Origin of the sequence: Rhodococcus sp. HNM0569, assembly GCF_012726205.1 — a bacterium.
Taxonomy (GTDB): domain Bacteria; phylum Actinomycetota; class Actinomycetes; order Mycobacteriales; family Mycobacteriaceae; genus Rhodococcus_F.
The window spans coordinates 99,978-126,333 of record NZ_JAASAE010000007.1; the positions used below are offsets into that span (position 1 = coordinate 99,978).

At 69.7% G+C, this 26,356-nt stretch carries 22 protein-coding genes; 13 read left to right on the forward strand and 9 right to left on the reverse strand.

Annotated features, from left to right (window positions below):
- Nucleotides 1-2: 2 nt before the first annotated feature.
- Complete coding sequence (locus HCA44_RS11720; RefSeq protein WP_169648741.1) at nucleotides 3-341, reverse strand: YbaB/EbfC family nucleoid-associated protein; 339 nt, start codon at nucleotides 339-341, stop codon at nucleotides 3-5.
- A 72-nt stretch (nucleotides 342-413) separates the two neighbouring features.
- The gene (locus HCA44_RS11725; RefSeq protein WP_169648742.1) at nucleotides 414-848 is read right to left on the reverse strand and encodes an SRPBCC family protein; all 435 of its coding nucleotides are present in this window, start codon (nucleotides 846-848) and stop codon (nucleotides 414-416) included.
- Between the two features lie 320 nt (nucleotides 849-1,168).
- Here HCA44_RS11725 and HCA44_RS11730 point away from each other — a divergent pair, with 320 nt between their 5' ends.
- Together HCA44_RS11730 and HCA44_RS11735 are read left to right on the forward strand one after the other, a co-directional pair.
- Nucleotides 1,169-2,572, forward strand: a complete 1,404-nt coding sequence (locus HCA44_RS11730) for an FAD-binding oxidoreductase (protein WP_346764697.1) — start codon at nucleotides 1,169-1,171, stop codon at nucleotides 2,570-2,572.
- Nucleotides 2,569-3,876 (forward strand): class I SAM-dependent methyltransferase, encoded by a 1,308-nt coding sequence (locus HCA44_RS11735; RefSeq protein WP_169648743.1) that lies wholly within the window; start codon nucleotides 2,569-2,571, stop codon nucleotides 3,874-3,876. Before HCA44_RS11730 ends, HCA44_RS11735 begins: the two co-directional genes overlap by 4 nt.
- A gap of 21 nt (nucleotides 3,877-3,897) precedes the next feature.
- Here HCA44_RS11735 and HCA44_RS11740 read toward each other — a convergent pair whose 3' ends face one another.
- The 4 genes from HCA44_RS11740 to HCA44_RS11755 form a co-directional block, all read right to left on the reverse strand.
- Nucleotides 3,898-4,404: a nuclear transport factor 2 family protein gene (locus HCA44_RS11740; protein WP_169648744.1), complete on the reverse strand. Its 507-nt coding sequence runs from the start codon at nucleotides 4,402-4,404 to the stop codon at nucleotides 3,898-3,900.
- Between the two features lie 215 nt (nucleotides 4,405-4,619).
- A complete protein-coding gene (locus tag HCA44_RS11745; RefSeq protein ID WP_169648745.1) occupies nucleotides 4,620-6,773 on the reverse strand; it encodes a 3-hydroxyacyl-CoA dehydrogenase NAD-binding domain-containing protein in 2,154 nt (717 codons plus the stop codon).
- Between the two features lie 36 nt (nucleotides 6,774-6,809).
- Nucleotides 6,810-8,024, reverse strand: coding sequence for an acetyl-CoA C-acetyltransferase (locus tag HCA44_RS11750; RefSeq protein ID WP_169648746.1), 1,215 nt, complete (start codon nucleotides 8,022-8,024; stop codon nucleotides 6,810-6,812).
- 283 nt (nucleotides 8,025-8,307) lie between these two features.
- The gene (locus tag HCA44_RS11755) at nucleotides 8,308-10,695 is read right to left on the reverse strand and encodes a DNA polymerase III subunit gamma and tau (RefSeq protein WP_169648747.1); all 2,388 of its coding nucleotides are present in this window, start codon (nucleotides 10,693-10,695) and stop codon (nucleotides 8,308-8,310) included.
- A 159-nt stretch (nucleotides 10,696-10,854) separates the two neighbouring features.
- Between HCA44_RS11755 and HCA44_RS11760 the strand changes: the two genes are divergently transcribed.
- The 3 genes from HCA44_RS11760 to HCA44_RS11770 all read left to right on the forward strand — a co-directional run bounded on the left by HCA44_RS11760 (nucleotide 10,855) and on the right by HCA44_RS11770 (nucleotide 13,353).
- Nucleotides 10,855-11,667 (forward strand): SDR family NAD(P)-dependent oxidoreductase, encoded by an 813-nt coding sequence (locus HCA44_RS11760; RefSeq protein ID WP_169648748.1) that lies wholly within the window; start codon nucleotides 10,855-10,857, stop codon nucleotides 11,665-11,667.
- A complete protein-coding gene (locus HCA44_RS11765; RefSeq protein ID WP_169648749.1) occupies nucleotides 11,664-12,575 on the forward strand; it encodes a DMT family transporter in 912 nt (303 codons plus the stop codon). The genes HCA44_RS11760 and HCA44_RS11765 overlap by 4 nt, the downstream gene beginning before the upstream one ends.
- A gap of 73 nt (nucleotides 12,576-12,648) precedes the next feature.
- On the forward strand, nucleotides 12,649-13,353 hold the full coding sequence (locus HCA44_RS11770; RefSeq protein WP_206038030.1) for a VC0807 family protein: 705 nt from the start codon (nucleotides 12,649-12,651) through the stop codon (nucleotides 13,351-13,353).
- Nucleotides 13,354-13,410: 57 nt separating this feature from the next.
- Here HCA44_RS11770 and HCA44_RS11775 read toward each other — a convergent pair whose 3' ends face one another.
- Nucleotides 13,411-13,842 carry a MaoC/PaaZ C-terminal domain-containing protein gene (locus tag HCA44_RS11775; protein ID WP_169648750.1) on the reverse strand — a complete coding sequence of 144 codons (432 nt, stop codon included), beginning with the start codon at nucleotides 13,840-13,842 and terminating at the stop codon, nucleotides 13,411-13,413.
- Nucleotides 13,839-14,285, reverse strand: a complete 447-nt coding sequence (locus HCA44_RS11780; RefSeq protein WP_169648751.1) for a MaoC family dehydratase N-terminal domain-containing protein — start codon at nucleotides 14,283-14,285, stop codon at nucleotides 13,839-13,841. Before HCA44_RS11780 ends, HCA44_RS11775 begins: the two co-directional genes overlap by 4 nt.
- A gap of 140 nt (nucleotides 14,286-14,425) precedes the next feature.
- Here HCA44_RS11780 and HCA44_RS11785 point away from each other — a divergent pair, with 140 nt between their 5' ends.
- Nucleotides 14,426-16,510, forward strand: a complete 2,085-nt coding sequence (locus tag HCA44_RS11785; protein WP_169648752.1) for a phosphatase PAP2 family protein — start codon at nucleotides 14,426-14,428, stop codon at nucleotides 16,508-16,510.
- Here the strand turns inward: HCA44_RS11785 and HCA44_RS21260 are convergent.
- Entirely contained in the window at nucleotides 16,423-17,619 is a 1,197-nt protein-coding gene (locus HCA44_RS21260; RefSeq protein ID WP_206038032.1) for a helix-turn-helix domain-containing protein, read from the reverse strand. The genes HCA44_RS11785 and HCA44_RS21260 overlap by 88 nt on opposite strands.
- 128 nt (nucleotides 17,620-17,747) lie before the next feature.
- On the opposite strand from HCA44_RS21260, the gene hpnC reads away from it, so the two are divergent.
- Genes hpnC through hpnH form a run of 7 tightly spaced genes read left to right on the forward strand, consistent with a single transcriptional unit; the run spans nucleotide 17,748 to nucleotide 26,349 of the window.
- Nucleotides 17,748-18,662: a squalene synthase HpnC gene (hpnC, locus tag HCA44_RS11795; RefSeq protein WP_169648753.1), complete on the forward strand. Its 915-nt coding sequence runs from the start codon at nucleotides 17,748-17,750 to the stop codon at nucleotides 18,660-18,662.
- Nucleotides 18,659-19,543: a presqualene diphosphate synthase HpnD gene (hpnD, locus tag HCA44_RS11800; RefSeq protein ID WP_169648754.1), complete on the forward strand. Its 885-nt coding sequence runs from the start codon at nucleotides 18,659-18,661 to the stop codon at nucleotides 19,541-19,543. The genes hpnC and hpnD overlap by 4 nt, the downstream gene beginning before the upstream one ends.
- Nucleotides 19,540-20,904: a hydroxysqualene dehydroxylase HpnE gene (hpnE, locus tag HCA44_RS11805; protein WP_169648755.1), complete on the forward strand. Its 1,365-nt coding sequence runs from the start codon at nucleotides 19,540-19,542 to the stop codon at nucleotides 20,902-20,904. Before hpnD ends, hpnE begins: the two co-directional genes overlap by 4 nt.
- Nucleotides 20,901-21,923 (forward strand): polyprenyl synthetase family protein, encoded by a 1,023-nt coding sequence (locus HCA44_RS11810; RefSeq protein WP_169648756.1) that lies wholly within the window; start codon nucleotides 20,901-20,903, stop codon nucleotides 21,921-21,923. The genes hpnE and HCA44_RS11810 overlap by 4 nt, the downstream gene beginning before the upstream one ends.
- Before the next feature lie 34 nt (nucleotides 21,924-21,957).
- On the forward strand, nucleotides 21,958-23,862 hold the full coding sequence (gene shc / locus HCA44_RS11815) for a squalene--hopene cyclase (RefSeq protein WP_169648757.1): 1,905 nt from the start codon (nucleotides 21,958-21,960) through the stop codon (nucleotides 23,860-23,862).
- Nucleotides 23,859-25,343, forward strand: coding sequence for a 4-hydroxy-3-methylbut-2-enyl diphosphate reductase (gene ispH / locus HCA44_RS11820; RefSeq protein WP_169648758.1), 1,485 nt, complete (start codon nucleotides 23,859-23,861; stop codon nucleotides 25,341-25,343). The genes shc and ispH overlap by 4 nt, the downstream gene beginning before the upstream one ends.
- Before the next feature lies 1 nt (nucleotide 25,344).
- A complete protein-coding gene (gene hpnH / locus HCA44_RS11825; protein WP_169648759.1) occupies nucleotides 25,345-26,349 on the forward strand; it encodes an adenosyl-hopene transferase HpnH in 1,005 nt (334 codons plus the stop codon).
- The last annotated feature ends 7 nt before the right edge of the window (nucleotides 26,350-26,356 follow it).

Consider the following 26,356-nt stretch of genomic DNA (forward strand, 5'->3'; position numbering starts at 1 on the left):
CTCTAGAACCCGGGCAGACCCGGGATGCCGCCGCCCATGCCGCCTGCGAGCGGACCGAGCTTGTCGGCGGCCACCGACTGCGCCTTGGACGACGCGTCGGCGATCGCGCCGACCACGAGATCCTGCAGCGTCTCGACGTCCTCGGGATCGACGACCTTGGGATCGATCGTGACGCCCACGACCTCGCCGGTGCCCTTGACGGTGGCCGTCACCAGGCCGCCGCCGGCCTGGCCGGAGACCTCGGTCGCGGCGATCTCCTGCTGCGCGCTCATCAGCTGCTGCTGCATCTGCTGCGCCTGCGCGAGGAGCTGCGACATGTCGGGCTGTCCACCAGGTTGCATGAAGATCCTTTCGTCCACGTGTGTCACCAGGGTAGTCGCGTGGGCGTCGCCCACTCGATCAGCGGTTGCGCGTCAGCTGAGCTCTCGCTGCAGGTTGGCGAGCACGCTGCCCTGGATCTTCTTGAGCCCGATCGGCGCGAACAGCCCCTCGAAGAAGCCGCCGATGCCGCCCGCGCCGTTCCACGTGGTGGTGACGGTGACGACCGAGCCGCTGCCACGCGGCGCGACGCGGTACTTCGTGACCATCGACGAGTTGCGGTCGGTCTCGGTGATCGTGTCGCTCGACACCGTCACGTCGGCGAGCACATTGCGCGAACGCTTCTCGGTCGCCTTGAGGACCCACTCGACGACCGTGCCGTTACCCTGCCCGCCTTCGACCACCTTGTAGCCGAGGTACTGGTCCGGCAGGATCCGGGGGCGAACGGTCTCGTAGTCGGCGAGAGCCTCGAGCACACGCTCGGGTGCCGCGTCGAAGTCGAGGGAATTGCTGGCGCTGACCTGTCCCACAGGCGGACGTCCTCTCGGTTGCACGGAGTTCCGGTTCCCGGAATCTGCGCGGCCGCCGTCCGGCGACCGCCACCCGCCATCTTGCCTGTTCCCGCACACGCGGACGAACACGCGCGCGCCGTGTGAACTGCATCACGACCCGGACGAGGATACGCCTCCTCGTCATGTAAGCAGAACTCCACGACGACACGTCGAGCGGGGGATATCGCTCGCCCGAACCGGCGGCGAGGGCTAGCGTCAGCATCGTGGCATCCTCCGGATTGATCGACATCCTGCTCGACGTCGTCCGCCCCGCGCACGACCGTCGTCGCGGACGTCTCGTGGGTGCGCATGCGCACCGCGCGGGCGTCGACCGGCTCCTCGCGTCGTACCGTGCGATTCCCACCGACGCGACCGTGCGGCTCGCGAAGAAGACGTCCAATCTGTTCCGCGCCCGCGCGGGCACCAGCGCCCCCGGCCTCGACGTGTCCGGGCTCACCGGGGTCGTGTCGGTCGACCCGGTCGCCCGCACCGCCGACGTCCAGGGCATGTGCACGTTCGAAGAACTCGTCGACGCCACCCTCCCGTTCGGCCTCGCGCCGCTCGTCGTGCCGCAGCTCAAGACCATCACGCTGGGCGGCGCGGTCACCGGCCTCGGTATCGAGTCCACGTCCTTCCGCAACGGCCTGCCGCACGAGTCGGTGCTCGAGATCGACGTGCTCACCGGCGACGGCGAGATCCTCACCGCACGCCCGGACGGCGAGAACGCCGATCTGTTCTGGGGCTTCCCCAATTCCTACGGGACGCTCGGATATTCGGTCCGGTTGCGCATCCAGCTCGAACGCGTCGAGCCGTACGTCGCGCTGCGGCACGTGCGATTCACGTCGCTCGAGGACCTGCAGTCCACGATGGACCGCATCGTGACCGACAAGGAGTACGACGGCGAGCGCGTCGACTACCTCGACGGCGTCGTCTTCACCGCCGACGAGTGCTATCTCACGCTCGGGCGGCAGACGTCCGAGCCGGGTCCGGTGAGCGACTACACCGGCCGCGACATCTACTACCGTTCACTCCAGCACGAGTCGGTCAACCATCCGAAGACCGACCGCCTCACGATCCGCGACTACCTGTGGCGCTGGGACACCGATTGGTTCTGGTGCTCGCGCGCGTTCGGCGCCCAGAACCCGAAGGTACGACGGTTCTGGCCGAAGAAGCTGCTGCGCAGCAGCTTCTACTGGAAGCTCATCGCGATCGACCACCGGTACGACGTCGCCGACCGACTAGAAGCGTGCAAGGGCAATCCCCCGCGCGAACGCGTCGTCCAGGACGTCGAGGTGCCCCTCGAGCGCACCGCCGATTTCGTGCACTGGTTCCTGCGCGAGATCCCCATCGAACCGCTGTGGCTGTGCCCGCTGCGACTTCGCGAACCCGCTCCCGCGGGTGCGTCGGCACAACGGCCCTGGCCCCTGTACCCGCTCGAACCGAAGCGCACGTACGTCAATGTCGGTTTCTGGTCGTCGGTTCCGATCACCCCGGGCGCATCCGAAGGCGCCGCGAACCGGTTGATCGAGGACACCGTCGCCGGCTTCGACGGACACAAGTCGCTCTACTCCGACGCGTACTACTCGCGCGAAGACTTCGAACGCCTCTACTACGGAGGCGATCGATATTCGGAACTGAAGAACCGATACGACCCCGAATCCCGATTACTGGACCTCTTCTCGAAGGCGGTACAACGGCGATGAGCATCATCGACAAATCGCGCAAAGACTCCAAAGACTCCAAGCTGGCGCTCGCCGAGATCCTCGATCTCCTGTCCGACGGCCAGGTTCCGATGCGCTTCACCGCATACGACGGCAGTGCGACCGGCCCCGAGGACTCGCAGTACGGACTGCACCTCAACTCCGAGCGCGGCACCACCTATCTCGCCACCGCGCCGGGCGATCTCGGCATGGCCCGCGCCTACATCTCGGGCGACCTCGAGGCGCGCGGCGTCCACCCGGGCGACCCGTACGAGATGCTGAAGCTGATGGCGACGATGAACCTGCACCGCCCGTCGGCGCGTGCCCTCGCCGCCATCACCCGGTCGCTCGGCTGGGAACTGCTGCGCCCCATCGCTCCCCCGCCGCAGGAGCACCTGCCGCGCTGGCGGCGCGTCGCGGAAGGGTTGCGGCACTCCAAGACTCGCGACGCCGAGGCGATCCACCACCACTACGACGTGTCGAACACCTTCTACGAGTACGTGCTCGGCCCGTCGATGACGTACACGTGTGCGTGCTATCCGGACGCCGACGCGAGCCTCGAGACCGCCCAGGACAACAAGTACCGCCTGGTGTTCGACAAGCTCGGCCTGCAGGAAGGCGACCGGCTTCTCGACATCGGTTGCGGCTGGGGCGGCATGGTGCGCTACGCCGCGCGCCGCGGAGTCAAGGTCATCGGTGCCACGCTCTCCCGGGAACAGGCCGAATGGGCGCAGAAAGCCATCGCCGAGGAGGGCCTGGGCGAGCTCGCCGAAGTCCGCTACAGCGACTACCGCGACATCCCCGAGACCGGCTTCGACGCGATCTCGTCCATCGGCCTCACCGAGCACATCGGTGTGCAGAACTACCCGTCGTACTTCTCGTTCCTCGAGAGCAAGCTGCGCAGCGGCGGGCGGCTGCTGAACCACTGCATCACGCGCCCCGGCAACAACACTCGCGCAGGAGCGGGCGGATTCATCGACCGCTACGTGTTCCCCGACGGCGAGCTCACCGGGTCCGGCCGCATCATCACCGAGATCCAGAACGTCGGCCTCGAGGTGCGGCACGAGGAGAATCTCCGCGAGCATTACGCACTCACGCTGCGCGACTGGTGCGCCAATCTCGTCGAGAACTGGGACGCCGCGGTCGACGAGGTCGGCATCGGCACGGCCCGGGTGTGGGGCCTGTACATGGCCGGTTCGCGGCTCGGCTTCGAGACCAATGTCGTGCAGCTGCACCAGGTGCTCGCGGTCAAGCTGGACGACCGCGGAGGCGCAGCCGTGCCGCTGCGCCCCTGGTGGAAGGGCTGACAGCGGAAGAGCCTGCCGGCCTTACTGTTCGACGACTGCGTCGTCGAGGGAGCGAGTGATCGACCAGAGCCGCGTGAAGTGGCACCGGGACATCTTCCACTCGCCGTCCTCGACGACGTACTCGTCGGCGTACTCACCCGACATGACCGTCTCGGTGCCCTGGGTCAGGTTCACCTGACGGAACGCGAGCGTCCACTGCCCGGACGCGGTCGTCGGCGAGTGGATCGTGATCGAGGGATGGATGCCGTGGTGCATGTCGAGCACGACGTGCTTGCCGTCCACCTTGTGCAGCGCGATCCGTTCGAACACCGCGGCGATCGCGTCCGCGTCGTCGAACGCACCCAACGCGCCGTAGTCGATCGACGCACCCTGCCGGATGAAGCACGCACGAAAGGTCGCGGCGTCCTTCGCGTCGCACGCGCGTAGGTAACGGTGTTTGAGTGCCTTGACGGCCTCTTCCGCCTCCAGACGGTCGAGCCGTGCCGCGAGGCCTGCGGCGGTCCGGGTGGCTGCACTGTCGTCGCTCACGGGCACTCCTCGAAGCTCGGCGGGGTCTCGACACTCGGTCGCCCGGTCACGCTATCGGTCTCCGGCTCGCCGCGGCCCACACCCGTCCCATCCGCCGGGAGCGACGACGAATGCCCCTCCCTCTCCGGATAGGAGAAGAAGGGGCATTCGGTGTGCCGTGACCGGCACACTGTTGTACCGGCGGTTCGGCTACCGGCCCGATCGGGGCCGGGACGTCAGTTCTTCAGCGACGCGGGCGGGGCGAAGCGCTCGCCGTACTTCGCGGCCAGTTCCTCGGCGCGCTTGACGAAGCCTTCCTTGCCCTTGCCTGCCGGGCCCTCGTAGCCGACGACGTACTGGTGCACGCCGCCCGTCCACGCCGGGAAGCCGATGCCGAAGATCGAGCCGATGTTCGCGTCGGCGCTGGTGAGGAGCACGCCCTCGTCGAAGCACTTCTGCGTCTCGATCGCCTCGATGAACAGCATGCGCTCGACGAGATCGTGGAACGGCACGTCGAGTTCGGTCTTGGTACCGAACGCCTCGCGCAGACCCGACCACAGACCGGTGCGCTTGCCGTCGGCGTAGTCGTAGAAGCCCTTGCCTGCGGCCTTCGACGGACGGTCGAACTTGTCGACCATCGCGTTGATGACGTCGCCTGCCGGGTCGGCCGGAATCTCCTTGCCCTCGGCCTCGAGTGCCTCGGCGGTGGCCTTGCGGATCTTCTGCATCAGCGTGAGCGTGAGCTCGTCCGACAGCTGCAGCGGCGACGCCGGGTAGCCGGCCTGCGCGCCCGCCTGCTCGATCGTCGACGGATCGATGCCCTCGCCGAGCATCATGATGGCCTCGTTGATGAACGTGCCGATGACACGCGAGGTGAAGAAGCCACGCGAGTCGGTGACGACGATCGGCGTCTTCTTGATCGCCTGCACGTAGTCGAACACGCGCGCGAGCGCCTCGTCCGACGTCTTCTCGCCGCGGATGATCTCGACGAGCGGCATCTTGTCGACCGGCGAGAAGAAGTGGATGCCGATGAAGTCTTCCTGACGCTTGACACCGGTCGCGAGACCCGTGATCGGCAGCGTCGAGGTGTTGGACCCGAGGAGCGCGTTGGGCTCGACGATGTCCTCGATCTCCTGGAAGACCTTGTGCTTGAGGTCCTGCGACTCGAAGACGGCCTCGACCACGAAGTCGACGCCCGCGAGGTCGGCCGGATCGGCGGTCGGCTTGATGCGGCCGAGCAGCTCCTTGCTCTTCTCCTCGGTGGTGCGCCCCTTCGCGAGGGCCTTCTTCTCGATGCCCTCGGAGTAGCCCTTGCCCTTCTCGGCGGCCTCGAGCGAGACGTCCTTGAGGACGACCTCGAAGCCGGCCTTCGCGGACACATAGGCGATACCGGCGCCCATCATGCCCGCGCCGAGCACGCCCACCTTCTTGATCGGGGTCTTGTCGATGCCCGCGGGGCGCGAGGCACCCGAGTTGATGGCCTGCAGGTCGAAGAAGAACGCCTGCGTCATGTTCTTCGCGGTCTGGCCCGTGACCAGCTTGGTGAAGTAGCGCGACTCGATGGTCTGCGCCGACTCGAAGTCGACCTGCGAACCCTCGACGGCCGCGGCCATGATGGCGAGCGGCGCCTCCATCGGCTGGCCCTTGAGCTGCTTGCGCAGGTTGGCCGGGAATGCGGGGAGGTTCGCGGCGAAGGCCGGGCTCGACGGCGTTCCGCCGGGGATCTTGTAGCCCTTCTTGTCCCACGGCTGCGCAGCCTCGGGGTTGGCCTTGATCCACGCCTTGGCGGCGGGCAGCAGCTCTTCGACGGTCGAGACGAGGTCGTCGATCAGGCCGGCTTCCTTGGCCTTCGACGGCACCCGCTGCTGGCCCTGCAGGAGCACCTGCATGAGCGCGGCCTGGATGCCGAGCAGACGTACGGTGCGCACGACGCCGCCGCCACCGGGCAGCAGGCCGAGCGACGACTCGGGCAGGCCGATCTTGCTGCCCTTGACGTCGGCCGCGATGCGATGGTGCGTCGCGAGCGCGATCTCGAGGCCACCGCCGAGGGCGGCGCCGTTGATCGCGGCGACGACCGGCTTGCCGAGAGTCTCGAGGCGACGCAGGTCGGCCTTGATCGACTGACCGAGGTCGAACGCCTGCTGCGCGTCCTCCGGCTGCACCTGGATGAGCATGTTGAGGTCGCCACCGGCGAAGAACGTCTTCTTCGCCGACGTCAGCACGACGCCCGTGATGCTGTCCTTCTCCGCCTCGAGCCGGTCGACGGTTTCCTTCATGGACGAGATGTACGCCTCGTTCATGGTGTTGGCGCTCTGGCTCGGGTCGTCCATCGTGAGCACGACGATGCCGTCTTCGTCCTGCTCCCAGTTGATGATGTTCTTCTCGCTCACAGCTTCGATTTCTCCTGAATCAGATGGGGAGGGACGTCAGACGCGCTCGATGATGGTGGCGACACCCATGCCGCCGCCGATGCACAGCGTGACGAGGGCGTAGCGCGCGTCGCGGCGCTCGAGCTCGTCGACCATCGTGCCGGTGATCATGGCGCCCGTGGCGCCGAGCGGGTGGCCCATCGCGATGGCGCCGCCGTTGACGTTGAGCTTCTCGTCCGGGATCTTCAGGTCCTTCTGGAACTTCAGGACGACCGACGCGAACGCCTCGTTGATCTCGAAGAGGTCGATGTCGTCGACCGTGAGACCGGCCGCCGCGAGTGCCTTGTGCGCCGCGGGGGTGGGGCCGGTGAGCATGATGGTCGAATCGGCGCCCGACGTGGCGGTCGCGACGATGCGGGCACGCGGCGTCAGCCCCATGTCCTTGCCCGCCTGCTCCGAGCCGACGAGCACGAGAGCCGCGCCGTCGACGATGCCCGAGCTGTTGCCGCCGTGGTGGACGTGGTCGATCTTCTCGACCCAGTGGTACTTCTGCTGCGCGACGGCGTCGAAGCCGCCGAAGTCGCCGATGCCCGCGAACGACGGCTGCAGGCCCGACAGGCTCTCGACGGTGGTGCCCGGACGCATGTGCTCGTCCTGGTCGAGAACGGTGAGGCCGTTGAGGTCCTTGACCGGCACGACCGACTTCGCGAAGTAGCCGCCTGCCCACGCCTTGGCCGCGAGGTCCTGCGAGCGCGCCGCGTACGCGTCGACGTCCTCACGCGAGAAGCCCTCGATGGTGGCGATGAGGTCGGCCGAGATGCCCTGCGGCACGAGGTAGCTGTTGTAGTTCGTCTCGGGGTCGAGCATCCACGCGCCGCCGTCGGAACCCATCTTGACGCGCGACATCGACTCGACACCGCCCGCGACGACGAGCTCGTCCCAGCCGGAGCGGACCTTCTGCGCCGCCATGTTCACGGCCTCGAGGCCGGACGCGCAGAACCGGTTGATCTGGACGCCGCCGACCGTGTCGGGCAGGCCCGCGGCCGTGACCGCGGTGCGCGCGATGTCGGCGCCCTGGTCGCCGATGGGCGAGACGACACCGAGGATGATGTCGGAGATGCGGTCCTCGTCGAGATCGGGGAACCGCACACGCAGCTCGTCGATCAGGCCGGTGACCAGCGAGATCGGCTTGACCGAGTGCAGCGAGCCAGTCGCCTTCCCACGGCCACGCGGGGTGCGAATGGCTTCGTAGATGAATGCCTCTGTGGTCACTGTGCAGTGTTCCTTCCTGGTGTTCGTCCTGGCCTGGTGACGTCTCGGCCTGTTCTGTCCGACCTGTTGTCGCGTCTCGGTCGCGCCGACCTGACGCACGGGGCCGTGTGCGAAGGGCGCCGACCGTGCCCGCGCCGCGGCGTAGGGGCCGTCGCCCGTGCGGGACCGTCGCCCGGCACCGTTCACCATAGAACCCGCGGCAAAGGCGCTGGAAGGACCGAAGTGATCGAGGATCGTGACCGGAGCGATCAGTCGGTCGCACGGGTGGAGTCGACCGGCTCGGTCAGCCGTCGATTCGGCGCGCACCGAGCACGTCGCGCAGCAGTTCCTCGGCGACCTCGTCGGGATCGCGACGGGTCGACGGGTCGGCGGGCTGGGCCGCCTCGGCGAACATCTCTTCCTCGTCCTCGGGCGTCGATTCGAGCGACCGCGGGACCGACGGCTCGTCGTGCGGCGCCGGGCCCGGGTCGTCGGGATAGTCGGGGGCCTCGGGCGGCGGGATGTCGAGGTCGCCGTACGGGTCGGCGGGCACGCCGGAGGGCCCGGTACGCGCCTGCCCCCGGTGTGCCGACCCGTCGGCTCCGGGACGGGGGTGCGCCGGGCCGGTGCCCGCCGCTGCACCCGTGGACTGCTCGTCGGCGGGCGCGCCTCCCGCTCCCTGGCGGCTGGGCCGCGAATAGCGGGGCTGCGCCGCGGGCTTCTTGGGCGCCACCGGGGGCGGCGCGGCGGCCGGCGGCGGGGCCGAACCGAATTCGATTTCCCAGGTGCCACCGAACATCTCACCGAGCACACCGGCCAGCACCTGCGCATTGTGCGGCGACGCGATGCGTGCACCGAGCGACGGAACGGGATGCGCGAGCGTGATGTTCGAGCCACTCACGTCCGCGACCGTGGCCGCCGACAGCATCGCCGGAAGGATCTTGTTGCGTTCGCCGACCTTGTCGCGGATCTCGTTCCAGCGCGACCGGACGTCGTCGGCCGTCGGGCCCGCAGGCTGCTGCGGCGCAACGGATTCGGCCTCCGGCGCCACCTCGGGCTCCGGCGCGGTGTCGGACTCGGCGACCGCGGCTGGTTCGTTCTCGATCGGCACACTCTCGGCGACCTCGCCCGCGACCGGACTCGGCGTCGAGACCGAGCCCGGACCCGAAACCTGTTCCACGGCACCAGGTTCTGGATCACTGTGGACAGGATCGGCAACGACCGGTACCGGCGCCGGTTCGGTCGGTTCGGTCGGTTCGGTCGGTTCGGTCGGCTCGGGGGCCGTCGGCGCCTCGACCGGCGTGGCAGCCGCCGGTTCGGACACAGCCGGTTCGGGCGCGGCAGGTTCGGGCGCGATGGGGTCCGGTGCCGCGGGTGCGGGCTCGACGGCAGGCGCGGCAGCGGCAGGCGCCGCGGCTTCGTGCGCGCGGCGCTGCGACGGCCGTTGATACTTGGGTGCGGGCTCGGGCTCGCCGGACGGCACGGGGGCCCCCGGCGCGCCGGGGCCGTCGCCACGCGCAGGCGCGGACGCACCACCATCGACCACACCGCGTTCGACGCGTTCGAGACGTTGCAGCAGCGCGGCTTCGCCGTCGGACGCGGCCGGAAGCAGCATGCGCGCACACAACACCTCGAGCAGCAGGCGCGGCGCGGTGGCCCCACGCATCTCGCCGAGGCCCGCGTGCACCACCTCGGCGTAACGCGTGAGCGTGCCCGCCCCGATGCTCTCGGCCTGCCCACGCATGCGTTCGAGAGTGCCGCCCGGCGCGTCGACGAGGCCACGCTCGGGGGCGTCGGGCACGGCCCGCATCAGGATCAGGTCGCGCAGCCGCTCGAGCAGATCGGACGCGAAGCGGCGCGGATCGTGTCCCGCCTCGACGACGCGGTCGACCGTGCCGAACAGCGCAGCGCCGTCGTGGGCCGCGAGGGCATCGACGGCGTCGTCGATGAGCGCGACGTCGGTGACCCCGAGCAGCGCGAGTGCGCGTGGATAGGTGACCCCGCGGTCGTCGGCACCGGCGAGCAGCTGGTCGAGAATGCTGAGCGAGTCGCGCGGCGAACCACCGCCCGCGCGGATGACCAGCGGATACACGGCGTCCTCGACCTGGACGCTCTCCTGTGCGCACACGCGCTCGAGCAGCCCGCGCATGACCGTCGGCGCGAGCAGGCGGAACGGGTAGTGGTGCGTGCGCGACCGGATGGTGGGCAGCACCTTCTCCGGCTCGGTGGTGGCGAACACGAAGATGAGGTGCTCGGGCGGCTCCTCGACGATCTTGAGCAGCGCGTTGAAGCCGGCCGTGGTGACCATGTGCGCCTCGTCGACGATGAACACGCGATAGCGCGACTCTGCGGGCGCGTAGAACGCGCGATCGCGCAGCTCACGCGTGTCGTCGACGCCGCCGTGACTCGCGGCGTCGAGCTCGGTGACGTCGAGATTGCCCGCGCCGCCCGGGCCGAGTGCGACACACGACTTGCACGCACCGCACGGCGTGGACGTGGGCCCCTGTTCGCAATTGAGCGAACGCGCCAGGATGCGCGCCGACGACGTCTTGCCGCACCCACGCGGCCCGGAGAACAGGTACGCATGGTTGATGCGGCCCGCATCGAGCGCGGTGCTGAGCGGCTCGGTGACATGCTCCTGCCCGACAACCTCGGCAAACGACGCGGGTCGATACTTTCGGTACAGGGCCACGGGCGACAGCCTACCGGCGGGTGGCGACACCGATCGAGGCCGTGAGGGGTCCCGGGGCACGCGCGTGTACGCGGACCGTACGAGTGCGCGACAACCACCGGAAACCGGTGGGCACAGCCGTTAGTGTGAACACGTGCTGAGTCGTGGTGCGAGGCGGACGTGCAGCTGAGCGGGTCCGTCGCGCTCGTGACCGGCGCCTCCGCGGGCATCGGTGCTGCGGTCGCGGACCGCCTCGCGGCGCGTGGCGCCCACGTCCTCGTGCACGGCCGCGACGCCGAACGCACCCGCGCGGTCGCGGCCCACGTGCACGGCACCGCGATCCTCGGCGACCTCGCCGACCCCGCCGGACGCCACGCCGTCGTCGAGCACGCGCTCGCGGCACGCGGCCGCGTCGACATCCTGGTCGCCAATGCGGGCGCCGGGTGGTCGGGCCCGCTGCCCGACATGTCCGTCGCGCACGTGCGATCTCTGCTCGAACTCGATCTCGTCGCGTCGATCGAACTCACCCACGCCCTCGTGCCCGCGATGGTGCATCGCGGGCACGGCGCCGTGTGCTTCGTGTCGTCGATCGCGGGCCGCACCGGCGTGGCGGGCGAGGCCGTGTACTCGGCCGCAAAGGCGGGCGTCGACGTCTTCGCCGAGAGCCTGCGCGCCGAGACCGCCGGCACCGGCGTGAGCGTCGGCGTCGTCGTCCCGGGCGCCGTCGACACCGGATTCTTCGACCACCGTGGACGGCGCTACGACCGCGCGTTCCCCGCACCCGTGCCACCCGATCGCGTCGCCGACGCGATCGTGCGGGTCGTCGAGGGCGGTCGCGCGGAAGAGTGGGTGCCGCGGTGGCTGCGCCTGGCACCCGCGGTACGGGCGCTCGCGCCTGGCCCGTACCGCTACCTCGCGACGCGGTTCGGCGAACCGGTCCGGATCCGCAGCCGAGGGGACGGCGGGGGTCGTGACGGGGCCGACGCGCAGTGATCCTCGTCGTCGTCCTGAGCCTCGCGGCGGCATTCCTGTTCGCGCTCGCGGCGTTCCTCCAGCAACGCGCGGCCCGCGTCGCCGTCGAGTCGCCTGCGACACTCAACGCCGCGTCGGGTGTCGCGCGACTGCTGCGGCGGCTCGTGCGCAGCAGGACATGGCTGTCGGGTTGGGTCACCAACCTGCTCGGGTTCGGTACGCAGGCCGCCGCGCTCAACCTCGGCTCGGTCGCCGTGGTGCAGCCGTTCATGTCGACGCAGTTGCTGTTCGCCCTGCCACTCGCGTCCGCCGAGCGACGCCAGTGGCCGTCGATGCGCGACTGGGCGTCGGCGATCGCCGTGTGCGGTGGGCTCGCGCTGCTGCTCACGTCGGAGCGTGCGGCACCGCTCACCGGCCAGCCGCTGCGTCCGCTCGTCCTGTTGGCGGCGGCGTGCGCGATCGGGCTGATCGTGATCCTGGTGGCGATCGGGCGCGTCGTCCCGCCGCACATCGCGAGCAGCCTCGTCGCGGTGGGCGCGGGATTGTGCTTCGCGATGAGCGCGGTGTTCATGAAGATGACGATCGACGACCTCGTGGGACGCGGGGTCGCGGCCACCGCGGTCGACTGGCCCGGCTATGCGCTCGCGGTGTCGACGCTCAGCGGCCTCGTCCTCGAACAACTCGCGTTCGCGAGCGGGGCGCTGCCGTCGGCCGTCGCCGCCATGAGCGTCACCAATCCACTCGCGAGTTTCGTGATCGGCATGATGGCGTTCGACGTGCCCGCGCCCACCGCGCCGCACGAACTCGCCGCGATCGCCGCGTCGGGCGTCCTGATCGTGATCGGTGTGACGGGACTCGCACACGCACGCAGCACGGAAATGGTATTCGCGCCCACCCCGCCGGGTGAGCAGAGCCACGAACGTGCGTGACCGCGTCGTTCTCACAGCAAACGCTCACTGCACACACGGTGGAATGCGCCGATTCGATGCCATAGTGGAGTGCATGCCTCATGACGCGGCCGACGAGGCTCACACGAGCCCGCACCTGCTTCCGTCCCTGCGCCACGACCATCACCACCACCATGTGATCGAGCTCGGCAGACTACGCCCGACGCTGCTGCGCGGTGCGCGGCTCCTGCTCGAGACGGTCGTCGTGCCCACCCTGTTGCTGTACGCGTGCAGCAACACCGTCGGTCAGTTCTGGGGGTTGGTCGCCGTCCTGGCGTGGTGCGCGCTCACCGTCAGCGTGCGACTGAGCCTGCGCCAGCGAGTGCCGGGCACCCTGCTGCTGGCGGTCGGCATGCTCGTCGGCCGCACGTCGGTCGCCCTGGCGTTCTCGAGCGTCTACGTGTATCTGTTCCAGCCGATCGCGGGGTCGCTGTTCATGGCGGCACTGTTCATCGGCAGCGCGCTCGTCGGCAAACCCGTCACCGCGCGGCTCGCGCAGGACTTCGTGTCGCTACCCGCACATCTGTTCGGCGACCATCGCATCCGCAAGATGTTCGTACAGGTCGCACTGTTGTGGGGCGCGTCGCGGCTCATCGACGCCGGGATGAGCGTCGGCAGCCTGCACTTCGGTCTCGACGCGGGACTGCTGTCACGCGGCATCCTGAGCACCGGGCTCACCATCGTCACGATCGGCGTGTGCACGTGGTGGGGCTGGAGCAGGCTGCGGCGGATGCCGGGGATCAGCTTCCGGCTCGGCTGAGCCCCCGTGCGCGAAGTCCCCGTGCGCGAAAAAGGCGTACGGAGACTCGTGAAGTGCTCACGAGCGGGCGAGCGTGACCTGCGTCTTGCCGAGCACCGTCGCGCCGTCCGCCTTGACCGTGAGATCGACGCGTAGCGCGTCGTCGGCCACGAGACCCACCTTGCCGGTCACGAACAGTTCGACGCCGGTGCCGTCCGGCACGACGACGGGACGCGTGAAGCGTGTCTCGTAGGCGCGGACGACCGTGGAGTCGCCGCCCGCCCAGTCGACGACGGCCTGCAAGGCGAGCGCCGCGGTCAGCATCCCGTGCGCCAGCACACCGGGCAGCCCCGCGTCCGCGGCGGCGCGGTCGCTGAAGTGGATCGGGTTGAAGTCGATCGCCGCGCCCGCGTACCGCACGAGACTCTCGCGCGTCACGCGGACCGACGTGTCGAGCACGATGTCGCCTTTCGACAGGCCATCCAGGTCGGTGTCGAGCACGGCAGTCATTGCTGTTCTCCGATCAGGAGCGACGACGTGACCGTGACGACGTGCTCGCCTGCCTGGTCGTGGACGTCGCTGACGAGGTTCATGAAGGACACGCCGCCGCGTTCGCTGACACCGCTGACGGTGATGGTCGTCGCGAGTTCGTCGCCGGCGACGACGTGCCGCGAGAACTCGAGCTTCTCCGTGGTGTGCACCGGCACGTGCCGCGTGAGGTCGATGCCGCTGTCGGGATCGGACACGAGCGCGTGCACGGCCTCGGTCTGGACGACCTTGACGAACGTCGGCGGCGCGACCACATCACGATGCCCCGCGGCGCGGGCCGCATCGACGTCGAAGTGGATGTCGGACGTCGCGGACACGGCGCGCGCGAACTCGGCCACCTTCTCCCGCCCCACGGCATAACGGCTGGGGTCGGTGAACACGCGACCGACGATCTGAGGATTCACGACAGGCACGGTCGGCCAGCGTAGCCGCGCGACGGCCGACCAGGCACTCAACCCCCGCATACTGCGACGCAGCACACGGTGCGCAGCGCGCAGCGGCGATTGCGGCGCGGAACCGATCCCGTAGGTGCTATGACAGACGCGTGAGCGTCGACACGGATCGACCGGCGACGCGCCCCCCGATCGGGCGTGAGCTCGCCGCCGGCCTCGCGGTATTCGCGGTCTATCTGCTGGTGGAACTGCTCGCCGGTCCCGGCAGGCGAGCGGTCGCCGATCGCAACGCCGAGGCGCTGCTGCACTTCGAACAGTGGCTGCACATCGACGTCGAGAAGGCCCTCAACGAATGGATGGAGCCGCATGCACTGCTGACCGTGCTCGCGAACTACGAGTACGCGTTCACGTACGTACTGAGCGCGTTCCTGCTGCTCGCGTGGCTCTACGTCAAACATCCCGACGACTATCGCCGCGCACGCAGCTCGTTCATCGTGCTCAACCTCCTCTCGATCGCGTGCTTCGCGCTGTTCCCGGTCACACCGCCGCGGCTGCTGCCCGAGCTCGGCTACGTCGACACCGTCGCGCAGGGTGCGACCGTCGGGTCGTGGGGCTCGCCGCTGGTGTCGCATGCCAATCAGCTCGCGGCGATGCCGTCACTGCACGTCGCGTGGGCGTTGTGGGTCAGCGTCGTCCTCGCGCGGCTCTCGCGCGGCATCACGGTGCAGATCGTCAGTGCGATCCACGTCGCGATCACGGTGCTCGTGATCGTCGTGACCGCCAACCACTATCTCGTCGACGCGGTCGCGGCTGTCCCGTTCGTGTGGGCGAGCGTCGCGCTCGTCGACTGGCACCACGGGCGACGACGCGCCGCGCGCGTGCCGTCGGCCGACGCGTTCTTCCTGCACGTCGAGTCGGACACCGCGCCGCAGCATGTCGGCGGCATGGTGGTGCTCGCACCCACCGGTACCGGCTCCCCCACGGTCGACGAGGTGCGCGCGCACGTGCGCGACCAGCTGGGCAACCTTCCGCGGTTCACGCAGCAGCTCGCACCGCTCACCACGTGGCGTCGACCACGCTGGGTCGCGGCCGACGACATCGACTGGACCTGGCATGTCACCGAACGCACGGCGACCGACCCCGGCGAGAAGAACGGTGTCGAGCACGCGTCGGCGGCGCTGTCCCGGGCAATCGCTGATCTCGCCGCCGAGCGGCTGCCGCTCGACCGGCCACTGTGGCGCATCGTGCTCGTGCGCGAGATCTCGCCCGGACGAACCGGACTCGCTTTCCTCGTGCACCACTGCGTCGCCGACGGCATCGGCACGGTCGTGCAGGCGATGGAGTTGCTGCGACCGCGCATCGAGCTGCCGAGCGGCCATGCCGGCCCCGGAGCGCTGAAGACCGCGGCCGCGACCGTCGCCGGGCTCGCGCAGCTCGCAACCGACGGCAAGCCCGCCGCGAAACTCCCGCCGGGGTCGGCGGCGCGCGGATTCTCGACCGCCGCACTCGACCTCGCGTCGGTGCGTGCGATCGCGAAGAGCAACGGTGCGCGCGTCACCGACGTCGTGCTGACCGTCGTCGCCGAAGCCGTCGAGCGCACGCATCCGGAGTTCGCGGAGTCGTCGCTGCGCGGCAAGATGCGCGCGTCGGTACCGATCATGTTGCGCGAACCCGACTCCGCCGCGGAGGGCAATGTCACGGCGGCGGTCATGCTCGATCTGCCGCTCGGCGACATGCCGGTGCGCGAGCGGCTCGCCCGCATCTCCCGCGTGAGCACGCGACTGCGCACGCCCACGCGTGCGCTCGCGTCACGCTTCGTGATGGCGCACGTCCTCGCCGCGCTACCCGTGCCTGTACAACGCTGGTTCGCGCGCACCGTGTACGGGCCGTCGTTCCTGCAGGCCGTCGTGTCGAACATGCCGGGCCCGACGGTGCCGATGACGTTCATGGACGCACCGCTCGACCGGGTGGTGCCGATCCTGCCGCTCGCACCGGACGCACCGCTCGCGCTCGGCGCCCTCAGCTGGAACGGCGAACTCGGTATCGGCCTCGCGGTGGACGGGCACGTCCTCGACGCCACGGCCCTGACGGCGGCGATGAGCGACGTGGTCGACGCACTCGCCGACGAGGGAGCGCAGGCAGGCGTCGGCTACTCGGGGCCCCACTCGAGTGCGAGCAACATGCGGGCCCTCTCCCGCGGGGAGTCGAGCGCCGAACCGAAGTACTTGCGCAACTGAGTGACTCGATAGCGCACCGTCTGCGGGTGGATGAACAACTCGTCGGCGACGGCGTGCCGGTCGCCCATGTTCCGCAACCACGACGCAAGCGTCTCGACGAGCCTGTTCCGTGTGCCCGCGGGCAGCCCGTCGAGCGGCGCGAGGATCTGTTCGCGCAGCGCCGCGATGATGCGGCCGTCGCGGTGGACGATGATCGTGTCGAGGTGATCGTGCACGAACAGCGGGTCGCCGCGCAGCAGGCCGCGTCCCTGGAGTTCCATCGCACTCTGCGGGATCCGAGTGCTCGCGGGCAGCTTGTCGAGCGGAACCGTGTGTCCCACGACGGCATTCGCGCCGCGCAGCATGCGACTGATCTGTTCGGCGCGGACCGGGGTGAGCGGACCGGGCACGATCGCCCCGTACATCGCCGACTGCCGCACCGGCAGGCACCGGTAGTCGAGGCGTTCGACGATCGCGCGCGCCGCGAGATCCGAGGGATCGACGAGCACGAGTGCCGCCTCCTGCGGCAGCGGCCAGCGCGCACGCTCGGCCGCCGACTGCACCGCGAGCGTGTCCGATCGGCTCGACAGCAGCAGATCCGACAGCTCGCGCCGCAGCCGCTCACGTTCCGCGCTCGATTCGGACTGCTCGAGCACGTATCCGTGGGCAGACGCGGAGGAGAGTTGGTCGACGAACACGAACACCGCTTCGGCGAGCGCCGCGAGCACGTCCGACTGCAAGTGCATCTCGAGCGCCGTGTCGGAGACCTGCCGCCACGCCGTCCGCGCCCCCACCTGATAGGCCGACAGCAGTTCCGTCAACTCGCGTCCGTGCACCCACTGCATCCGGCCGATCTGTTCGAACACGAGTTGCGCGGTCGGTTCGGCCTCGAGCGACTCGGGTTCGAGGTGCGCCAACGCCCGCGCGGCGACGACACGCAACCGGTGGATGAACACATTCGCGGCCTCGGCGACATCGATGTTGTTCTCGTCGAGAAATTCGGCGTAATCGGGCCAATCGGGCCGCAGCAGATCACCGACTTCCACCAGTAACCGGGGAAGTCGGCCGTTGAGAGCCTGCTCGAGCGCGTCGAGTTCGGTGTCGATCCGCGCTGTGTCGGCGTCGGTCACCTTTACAGCAATACACCATTCACCCGCACCGTTCTCCCGGAACTTGTTCCGAAATGACAAATTCGGGGATGGAGAACTACTCGCGTCGTTGCAGATTTCACACGAATTGCGGCGGGAGAATAGCGAGCATGCCCTTCAGCGGTTTCGAGTCCCCGCGTGTGCAGAACACGACGCCGGGGCGCGGCGACGGCCGCGAGCCGAGCACCGCCACGCTGGACCAGCTCGCGCACGCGGAGAACTTTCCCGTCGCGCTGCGCGTGCTCCCCCGGTCCGTGCGCGCCGACCTGCGCGCGGTGTACGCCGTCGCGCGCACGATCGACGAGCTGGGCGACAGCGCACCGGGCGACCGCACGGCCGCACTCGCCGACTTCCGCACCGACCTGCACCGCGTCTGGGCGGGCCGGACACCGCGCCGCGCCGTGCTGCGGTCGCTCGTCCCCACGGTGCGCGCACACGAGCTCGAGGCGACACCGTTCGACCGACTGATCGACGCGAACCTCGCGGACCAGCACACCCACACGTACGACACGTTCGACGAGTTGATCGGCTACTGCACGCTGTCGGCGGATCCGATCGGACGGCTGGTCCTTGCGGTGTTCGACCAGGACACACCACCGGCACGCGCACTGTCCGACACCGTGTGCCGCGCACTGCAACTGCTCGAACACTGGCAGGACGTCGCCGAGGACCGGCGGGCGGGCCGCGTCTACCTGCCGCGCGAGGACATGGTGCGGTTCGGCGTCACCGGCACCGACCTCGACGCGGCGCACGCGAACGACGCTGTGCGGCGGTTGATGCGCTTCGAGATCGACCGCGCGTCGGAACTGCTCGAGTCCGGCGCGCCGCTCGTGGGCATGTTGCGTGGCTGGGCGCGCGTCGCCGTCGCCGGCTACGTCGCGGGCGGGCGCGCCGCCGCACACGGCCTGAGACGCACCGGCGGCGACGTGCTCGGGATCGAGGCGATCACCCGCAAACGCGACGTATTCCGATCAGCGTGCGCACTGTCGTTACGTCCGCCGAGCGCGAAAGAGGCTGTCGCATGACCACGATCGACGACGCATACCGCACCGCGGAGGACGTGACCCGCACCGAGGCCAAGAACTTCTACTACGGCATCCGGCTGCTGCCACCGCCCAAGCGGTCCGCGCTGTGCGCGGTGTATGCGCTCGCGCGGCGCATCGACGACATCGGCGACGGCGACCTGCCGCCCGCGCAGAAGGTCACCGACCTCGCAGGCGTCCGCAAATCGCTCGACACCCTGACCGATTCGCCCGACCCGGTGCTCGCCGCGGTCGGCGACGCGGCTCGGCGGTATCCGATCCCGATCTCGGCCTTCGGCGAACTCATCGACGGCGTGCAGATGGACCTCGACGAGGTCACCTACGCGACCTTCCCCGAACTCGTCCTGTACTGCCGCCGTGTCGCGGGCGCCGTCGGACGGCTGTGTCTCGCGATCTTCGGCAGCGACGACGCGGGAAACGGTCGCGACGGCGGCCTCGACCCGCGTGCGTCCCGATACGCCGATCAGCTCGGGATCGCCCTGCAACAGACCAACATTCTGCGCGACGTGCGCGAAGACCTCATGAACGGCCGCGTGTACCTGCCGCAGGACGAACTCGACCGGTTCGGCGTGCGGCTCGCCGTCGACGAGAACGGCGAACTCGACGACCCGGACGGCGGCCTCGCGGCGCTGCTGCGCTTCTCGGCTACGCGCGCACAGGACTGGTATTCGCTGGGACTGCGACTGATTCCGCACCTCGACAAGCGCAGCGCCGCGTGCACTCTCGCGATGGCCGGAATCTACCGGCACCTGCTGGTGCGCATCCACGACTCGCCCGCGTGCGTCTACGACCGGAGGCTGTCGCTGTCGGGCATCGAGAAGGCCCGGGTCGCGGCCACCGCACTCACCAGGGCGGCCCTGTGACGCCCGGCGGAGTCGCAGGCCCGCGGCGCGTCGCCGTCGTGGGCGGCGGACTCGCGGGGCTCACCGCGGCGCTGCGTCTCGCCGACGCAGGCGCCGCCGTCACGCTGCACGAGGCGAAACCACGGCTCGGCGGGCTCACCTCGTCGTTCCGGCGCGGCGAGCTGTGGGTCGACAACGGGCAGCACGTCTTCCTGCGCTGCTGCACGTCCTACCGCGCGTTCCTCGACCGGCTCGGCGTCACCGAGCTGACGACTCTTCAGGACCGGCTAGACATCCCGGTGCGCAGCGACACCGCCGAGGCGCGGCTGCGTCGTGGACGGATGCCCGCGCCGCTGCATCTCGCGGCATCGCTGGCGCGTTACCCGTGGCTCACCACGCTCGATCGTGCGCGTTTCGTGCGTGCCGCGCTCGCGCTGCGTGCCGTCGACCGCGACGACCCTCGTACCGACGATCTGTCGTTCGGCCGGTGGCTGCGCAGCCGCGGCCAGGATCCCGCAGCGGTCGGGTCGCTGTGGGATCTCGTGGGTGTCGCAACCCTCAACGTCCGCGCCGACGACGCGTCGCTCGCGCTCGCCGCCACGGTGTTCCAGATCGGGATGCTCACCGACCGCGCTGGCGGCGACATTGGGTGGGCGCGTGTGCCTTTGCAGCAACTGCACGGCGACGCCGCGGGTTCGGCGCTTGCCGATGCGGGCGCCGACGTGCACACCCGCAGCAAGGTGCGCGCACTGCACCCGGTCGGCTCCGGCTGGACGGTCGTCACCGACGACGGCCGCGAAGACGTCGACGACGTGGTGGTCGCGGCCCCGCCTGCCGTCACCGAATCGCTCGTGCCCCACGGCGCGCTCGACGTGCCTGCGGGCTGGTCGCGCGAACTCGGTGTCTCCCCGATCGTCAACCTGCACGTCGTCACCGACCGCCGCGTCCTCGACACGCCGTTCGTGGCAACCGCGGGCAGCGACGTGCAGTGGGTGTTCGATCGCACCGACCAGTCGTCGCTGACGTCCGGGCAGTACCTCGCGGTGTCCGTCTCGGCTGCCGACGAGTTCGTCGATGCCCCGACTGCCGCGCTGCGCACACACTTCGCACCCCAGCTGCAGGCCGTCCTGCCCCGGCTGCGCGACGCGCACGTGCACGAGTTCTTCGTCACCCGCGAACGCGAGGCGACCTTCCGCGCAGCGCCCGGCACCGCGCGGCTTCGGCCGGGCAATCGCACGCGCGCGCCGGGCCTGTACGTCGCGGGCGCGTGGACCGCGACGGGCTGGCCCGCAACCATGGAAAGCGCTGTGCGCAGCGGCGATGCCGCCGCCGACGCGCTACTCGAGGACGCCCGGGACAGTGACACGAGGGAGGCAGCATGACCGCGACGCTCGAAACACTGGGCCGCAGCCGCGAACTGGTGACTCCCGCGCTCCGCGCGGCCGTCTCGCGGCTCGACCCGCACACGCGCATGGTCGTGTCGTACCACTTCGGGTGGTGCGACGAGACGGGGACGCCGCTGGCGGGCAACGGCGGCAAGGCCGTACGCCCGGGGCTCGCGATGCTCGCCGCCGAAGCGGCGGGTGGCACGCCTGCGGACGCGCTGCCGGGCGCGGTGGCCGTCGAACTGATCCACAACTTCTCGCTCGTACACGACGACCTGATGGATCGGGACACGCGGCGTCGTCACCGCACCACGGTGTGGGCACTCTGGGGCGACGCGACCGCGGTGCTCGCGGGCGACGCGATGCTCTCGCTCGCGCACGAGGTGCTCCTCGACAGCGGTTCCGAGTTCGCCTCCGACGCGGGTTCGGTCGTCACCACCGCGACGCGCGAACTCATCCGCGGTCAGGTCCAGGACACCGCGTTCGAGCAACGCGACGACGTGTCGCTCGCGGAGTGCCTCGACATGGCGTCCGCCAAGACCGGCTCGTTGCTGGCTGCGAGCGCCGCGATCGGCGCCGTCCTCGCTGGCGCACCCACGGCCACGCGCGCCGCGCTGTCCGCCTACGGCGCGCACGTCGGCCTCGCGTTCCAGTTGGTCGACGACCTGCTCGGTATCTGGGGCCTGCCGGACGTCACCGGCAAACCCGTGTTCTCCGACCTGCGCTCACGTAAGAAGTCGCTGCCGATCACGTGGACGATCGACAACGGCGGCGAGCACGGTCGCGAGCTCGCGGCGTGGCTGGCGGACGGCACGCGCGCCGATCGTGCCGACGACGCGGAACTGGCCGAGGTCGCGGCACTCGTCGAGGCGGGTGGCGGCCGGGCGTGGACCGAGGCCGAGGCCAGGCGCCGCATCGACGCCGCCGACGCGGCGCTCGCGTCGGCGTCCCTCGCGTCCGAGCCGGTCGCTCACCTGAAGTCCCTGGCCCGCTTCATCGTGGAGCGCGACGCCTGAGATATCGAGTTCGCCTACCCGACAGGAGGATTGCATGACGACGACAGCCGATCGCGCGCCCGACGACCTGGAGGCGACGCCTGCCGAGGCCGCGCTCGACCGTGCTATCACGTGGTTGCGCGGCCGTCAGGACGGCACCGGGTGGTGGAAAGGCGATCTCGACACCAACGTCACGATGGACGCCGAGGACTTGATGATGCGCGCCTTCCTCGGCATTTCGAGCCAGGAGGTCACCGAACCCGCGGCACGCTGGATCCGTTCGCAGCAACGCGAAGACGGAACATGGGCCACCTTCCACGGCGGCCCGGGCGAGATCTCGACGACCGTCGAGGCCTGGGTGGCGTTGCGGCTCGCGGGCGACGAGCCGGACGCACCGCACATGAAGGCCGCGGCCGAGTTCGTGCTCGCGAACGGCGGCATCGAGTCGACGCGCGTGTTCACGCGGATCTGGTTGTCGCTGTTCGGGTTGTGGTCGTGGGACGACTGCCCGGAGATGCCGCCCGAGATCATGTTCCTGCCCAAGTGGGCCCCGCTGAACATCTACGACTGGGGCTGCTGGGCGCGCCAGACGATCGTGCCGCTCACGATCGTCGGCACGGTCAAGCCGGTGCGCCCGTTGCCGTTCGGCATCGACGAGTTGCGATCCGGCCGTCCGGCGCCCGCACTCGACTCGCCCCGCACGGCGTCGGGCTTCTTCCAGCGTCTCGACAAGGTGCTGCACGGATACGCGAAGCACCCGGTCGGGCCGCTGCGCACGCTCGCGATGAAGCAGGCGACCGAGTGGATCCTCGCGCGGCAGGAAGCCGACGGCGGGTGGGGCGGCATCCAGCCGCCATGGGTGTATTCGATTCTCGCGCTGCACCTCATGGGCTATCCGCTGGATCATCCGGCACTACGGGCGGCGCTCGACGGCCTCGAAGGCTTCGTGCTGTACGCGGACGGCCCCGAGGGCCCGACGCGGCGGCTCGAAGCGTGCCAGTCGCCCGTGTGGGACACCGCGCTGTCGGTGGCCGCGCTGCTCGACTCCGGGGTACCCGCCGACGATCCGGCACTGCGCACCGCGACCGACTGGCTGCTGGACGAGCAGATCACGAGCGACGGCGACTGGAAGGTGCGCCGGCCCGACGTGCCGTCGGGCGGCTGGGCGTTCGAATTCGCGAACGACATCTACCCCGACACCGACGACACCGCCGAGATCGTCCTCGCGCTACGGCGCATCCGGCACTCGGATTCCGCACGGTTGGACGGCGCGCTCGAGCGCGCCGTCGCGTGGACCGCAGGCATGCAGTCGAAGGACGGCGGATGGGGCGCGTTCGACGCCGACAACACGAGCACCGTCCCGACGAAGCTGCCCTTCTGCGATTTCGGTGCCGTGATCGATCCGCCGTCGGCCGACGTCACGGCGCACGTCGTCGAGATGCTCGCAGGCGAGGGTCCCGCGCACGCGGGCCGGGTCGCGCGTGGTGTGACGTGGCTGCGGGACAACCAGGAACCCGACGGCTCGTGGTTCGGCCGTTGGGGCACCAACTACATCTACGGCACCGCCGCCGCGGTCCCCGCGCTCGTCGCGGCAGGCGTCGGGACCGACGACCTGTCGATCCGCCGGGCCGTGCGGTGGCTCGAAGAGCACCAGAACGACGACGGCGGGTGGGGCGAGGACATGCGCTCGTACGTCGACTCGGCGTGGTCCGGACGCGGCGAATCCACGGCGTCGCAGACCGGCTGGGCGCTCGTCGCGCTGCTCGCCGCAGGCGAGCGGTCCGCCGCCGTCGAACGCGGCATCGCGTGGCTGGTCCGGACCCAACGGCCCGACGGCCACTGGGACGAGGAGTACTTCACCGGCACCGGATTCCCGGGCGACTTCTACATCAACTACCACCTGTACCGGCAGGTGTTCCCGATGTGGGCGCTCGGCCGATACCTCGAGGACCGCACATGACACGCGCGGCCGCACCTCCCGGCGTCGTGTGCACACCGCTGCGCGCCGAACACTATGCGCTGCGCGGGTCGCTCGGCGCGCCGATGCAGCGCACCGGTCGCGGCCCCTCGGGGCGGTGCGATGCCGACGGGCCGATCCTCGTCGCGGGCGTCGGCGGGGCACTCGGCGCGACACTCTCTCCTGGAGAACTGCTGGTGGCGAGCGAGATTCGCACGACCGCGGGCGAGACCTACGCGAGCCACGCGGCACCGTTCGTGTACGGCGCGCTCGAGCGGCTCGGGCTCCCGGTGCGCACGGGCCCGCTGCTGTCGGCGCCCGCCGTGGTCGACGGGTCCGCACGCGTCTCCGCGGCCGAGGGCGGTGCCGTCGCCGTCGACACCGAGTCGGGTTATCTCGCGGCGCACGCGCCCGCAGGCGGCACCGTCGCGGTCCGCGCGATCGTCGACGGGCCCGACGCGCCCCTGGTACACCCGGGCACCGCACTGCGCGGCGTCTCCGCACTGCGGACCCTGCGCGCGGCCGCCCCGGCCTTCGACCAGTGGGCCGCCGCGACCGGTGATCGAGAGGTGCTGCTCGCCTCGCCACGCTCGTTCTGTGCGGGTGTCGAACGCGCGATCGACACGGTCGAGATCGCACTCGAACGGTTCGGTGCGCCGGTCTACGTGCGTCGCCAGATCGTGCACAATGCGCATGTCGTACATGATCTCGAAGAGCGTGGCGCGGTCTTCGTCGAAGAAGTGGACGAGATCCCGCCCGGTGCGCTGGTCGTGTTCGCCGCGCACGGCGTGTCCCCTGCCGTGCGCGCGGCCGCGGCCGAACGCGACCTGCGCGTCGTCGATGCGACGTGCCCGCTCGTCGCGAAGGTGCACACCGAGGTCAAGCGGTTCGCATCGCGTGGTTCGACGGTGTTCCTCATCGGGCACGAGGACCACGAAGAGGTCGAGGGCACCCGCGGCGAGGCCGCCGACAATGTCGTGGTGGTCGCCGATCCGAAGGCGGCCGAGCAGGTCACCGTGCCCGATCCGGAACGCGTGTCGTACGTCATGCAGACGACACTCTCGGTCGACGAGGCCGAGGAGACGGCCGCTGTACTGCGGCAGCGCTTTCCGTCGCTGTCCGCGCCGCGGCGCGACGACATCTGCTACGCCACCACCAATCGCCAGTCGGCGATCCGCGCGGTGGCCCGCGAATCCGACCTCGTTCTCGTGCTCGGTTCGCAGAACTCCTCCAACTCGCTCCGGCTGGTGGAGGTTTCCGAGAAGTGCGGCACCCCGGCGCATCTCGTCGACGACGCGAAGTCCGTCGACCTGGCGTGGCTCGCGGGCACCGAACGGATCGGTATCACCGCGGGAGCATCCGCGCCCCCGCGGCTCGTGGACGAGCTGGTCCGGTGTTTCTCCGGGCTCGGTACGACCACCGTCCGCGAGGTCCACACGGTAGACGAAGACGTTCGATTCACAGTCCCCCGAGAGGTGAGCTGACATGGACATGCCCTGGCACCAGACACTTCGGCTCGGCACCTACCTGTTCAAGCAGAAGATGCTGCGTCGCGAGAAGTACCCCATCATCGTCGAGCTCGAACCTCTGTTCGCGTGCAACCTCGCGTGCGCCGGCTGCGGCAAGATCGCGCACCCCGCGTCGGTCCTCAAGCAGCGCATGCCCGTCGAGCAGGCGGTCGGGGCGATCGACGAGTGCGGCGCCCCCATGGTGTCGATCGCGGGCGGCGAACCGCTCATGCACAAGCAGATCGACGAGATCGTGCAGCGCCTGCTCGACAAGAAGAAGATCGTCTTCCTGTGCACCAATGCCGTACTGCTGCCCAAGCATCTGCACCGGTTCACGCCGCACCGCAATTTCGCGTTCATGGTGCACATCGACGGGCTCCGGGAGCGGCACGACGCGTCCGTGTCGAAGGAAGGGGTCTTCGATCAGGCCGTCGACGCGATCAAACAGGCCCAGGCGGCGGGCTTCCGGGTCATGACGAACACGACCTTCTTCGACACCGACACTCCGCAGGACGTGATCGACGTCCTCGACTTCCTCAACGACGACCTGAAGGTCGACAACATGCAGATCTCGCCCGGCTTCGCCTACGAGAAGGCGCCCGACCAGGAGCACTGGCTCGGTGTCGAGCAGACCCGCGAGCTGTTCCGCAAGTCGTTCGCCGACGGCAGGCGCAAGAAGTGGCGGCTCAACCACTCCCCGCTGTTCCTCGACTTCCTCGAAGGCAAACGGGATTTCGACTGCACGGCGTGGGCGGTGCCGTCCTACTCGATCAAGGGCTGGCAGAAGCCCTGCTACCTGCTCGAGGACGGGTACGTCGACACCTACCGGGAGCTGATCGACGACACCGACTGGGACGCGTACGGGCGTGGCAAGGACGACCGCTGCTCGAACTGCATGGCCCACTGCGGATACGAGCCGACGGCCGTCGTCGCGACGCTCGGTTCACTGCGGGAGACCCTGCGCGCCGCGGTCTCGTCATGACCGCGGG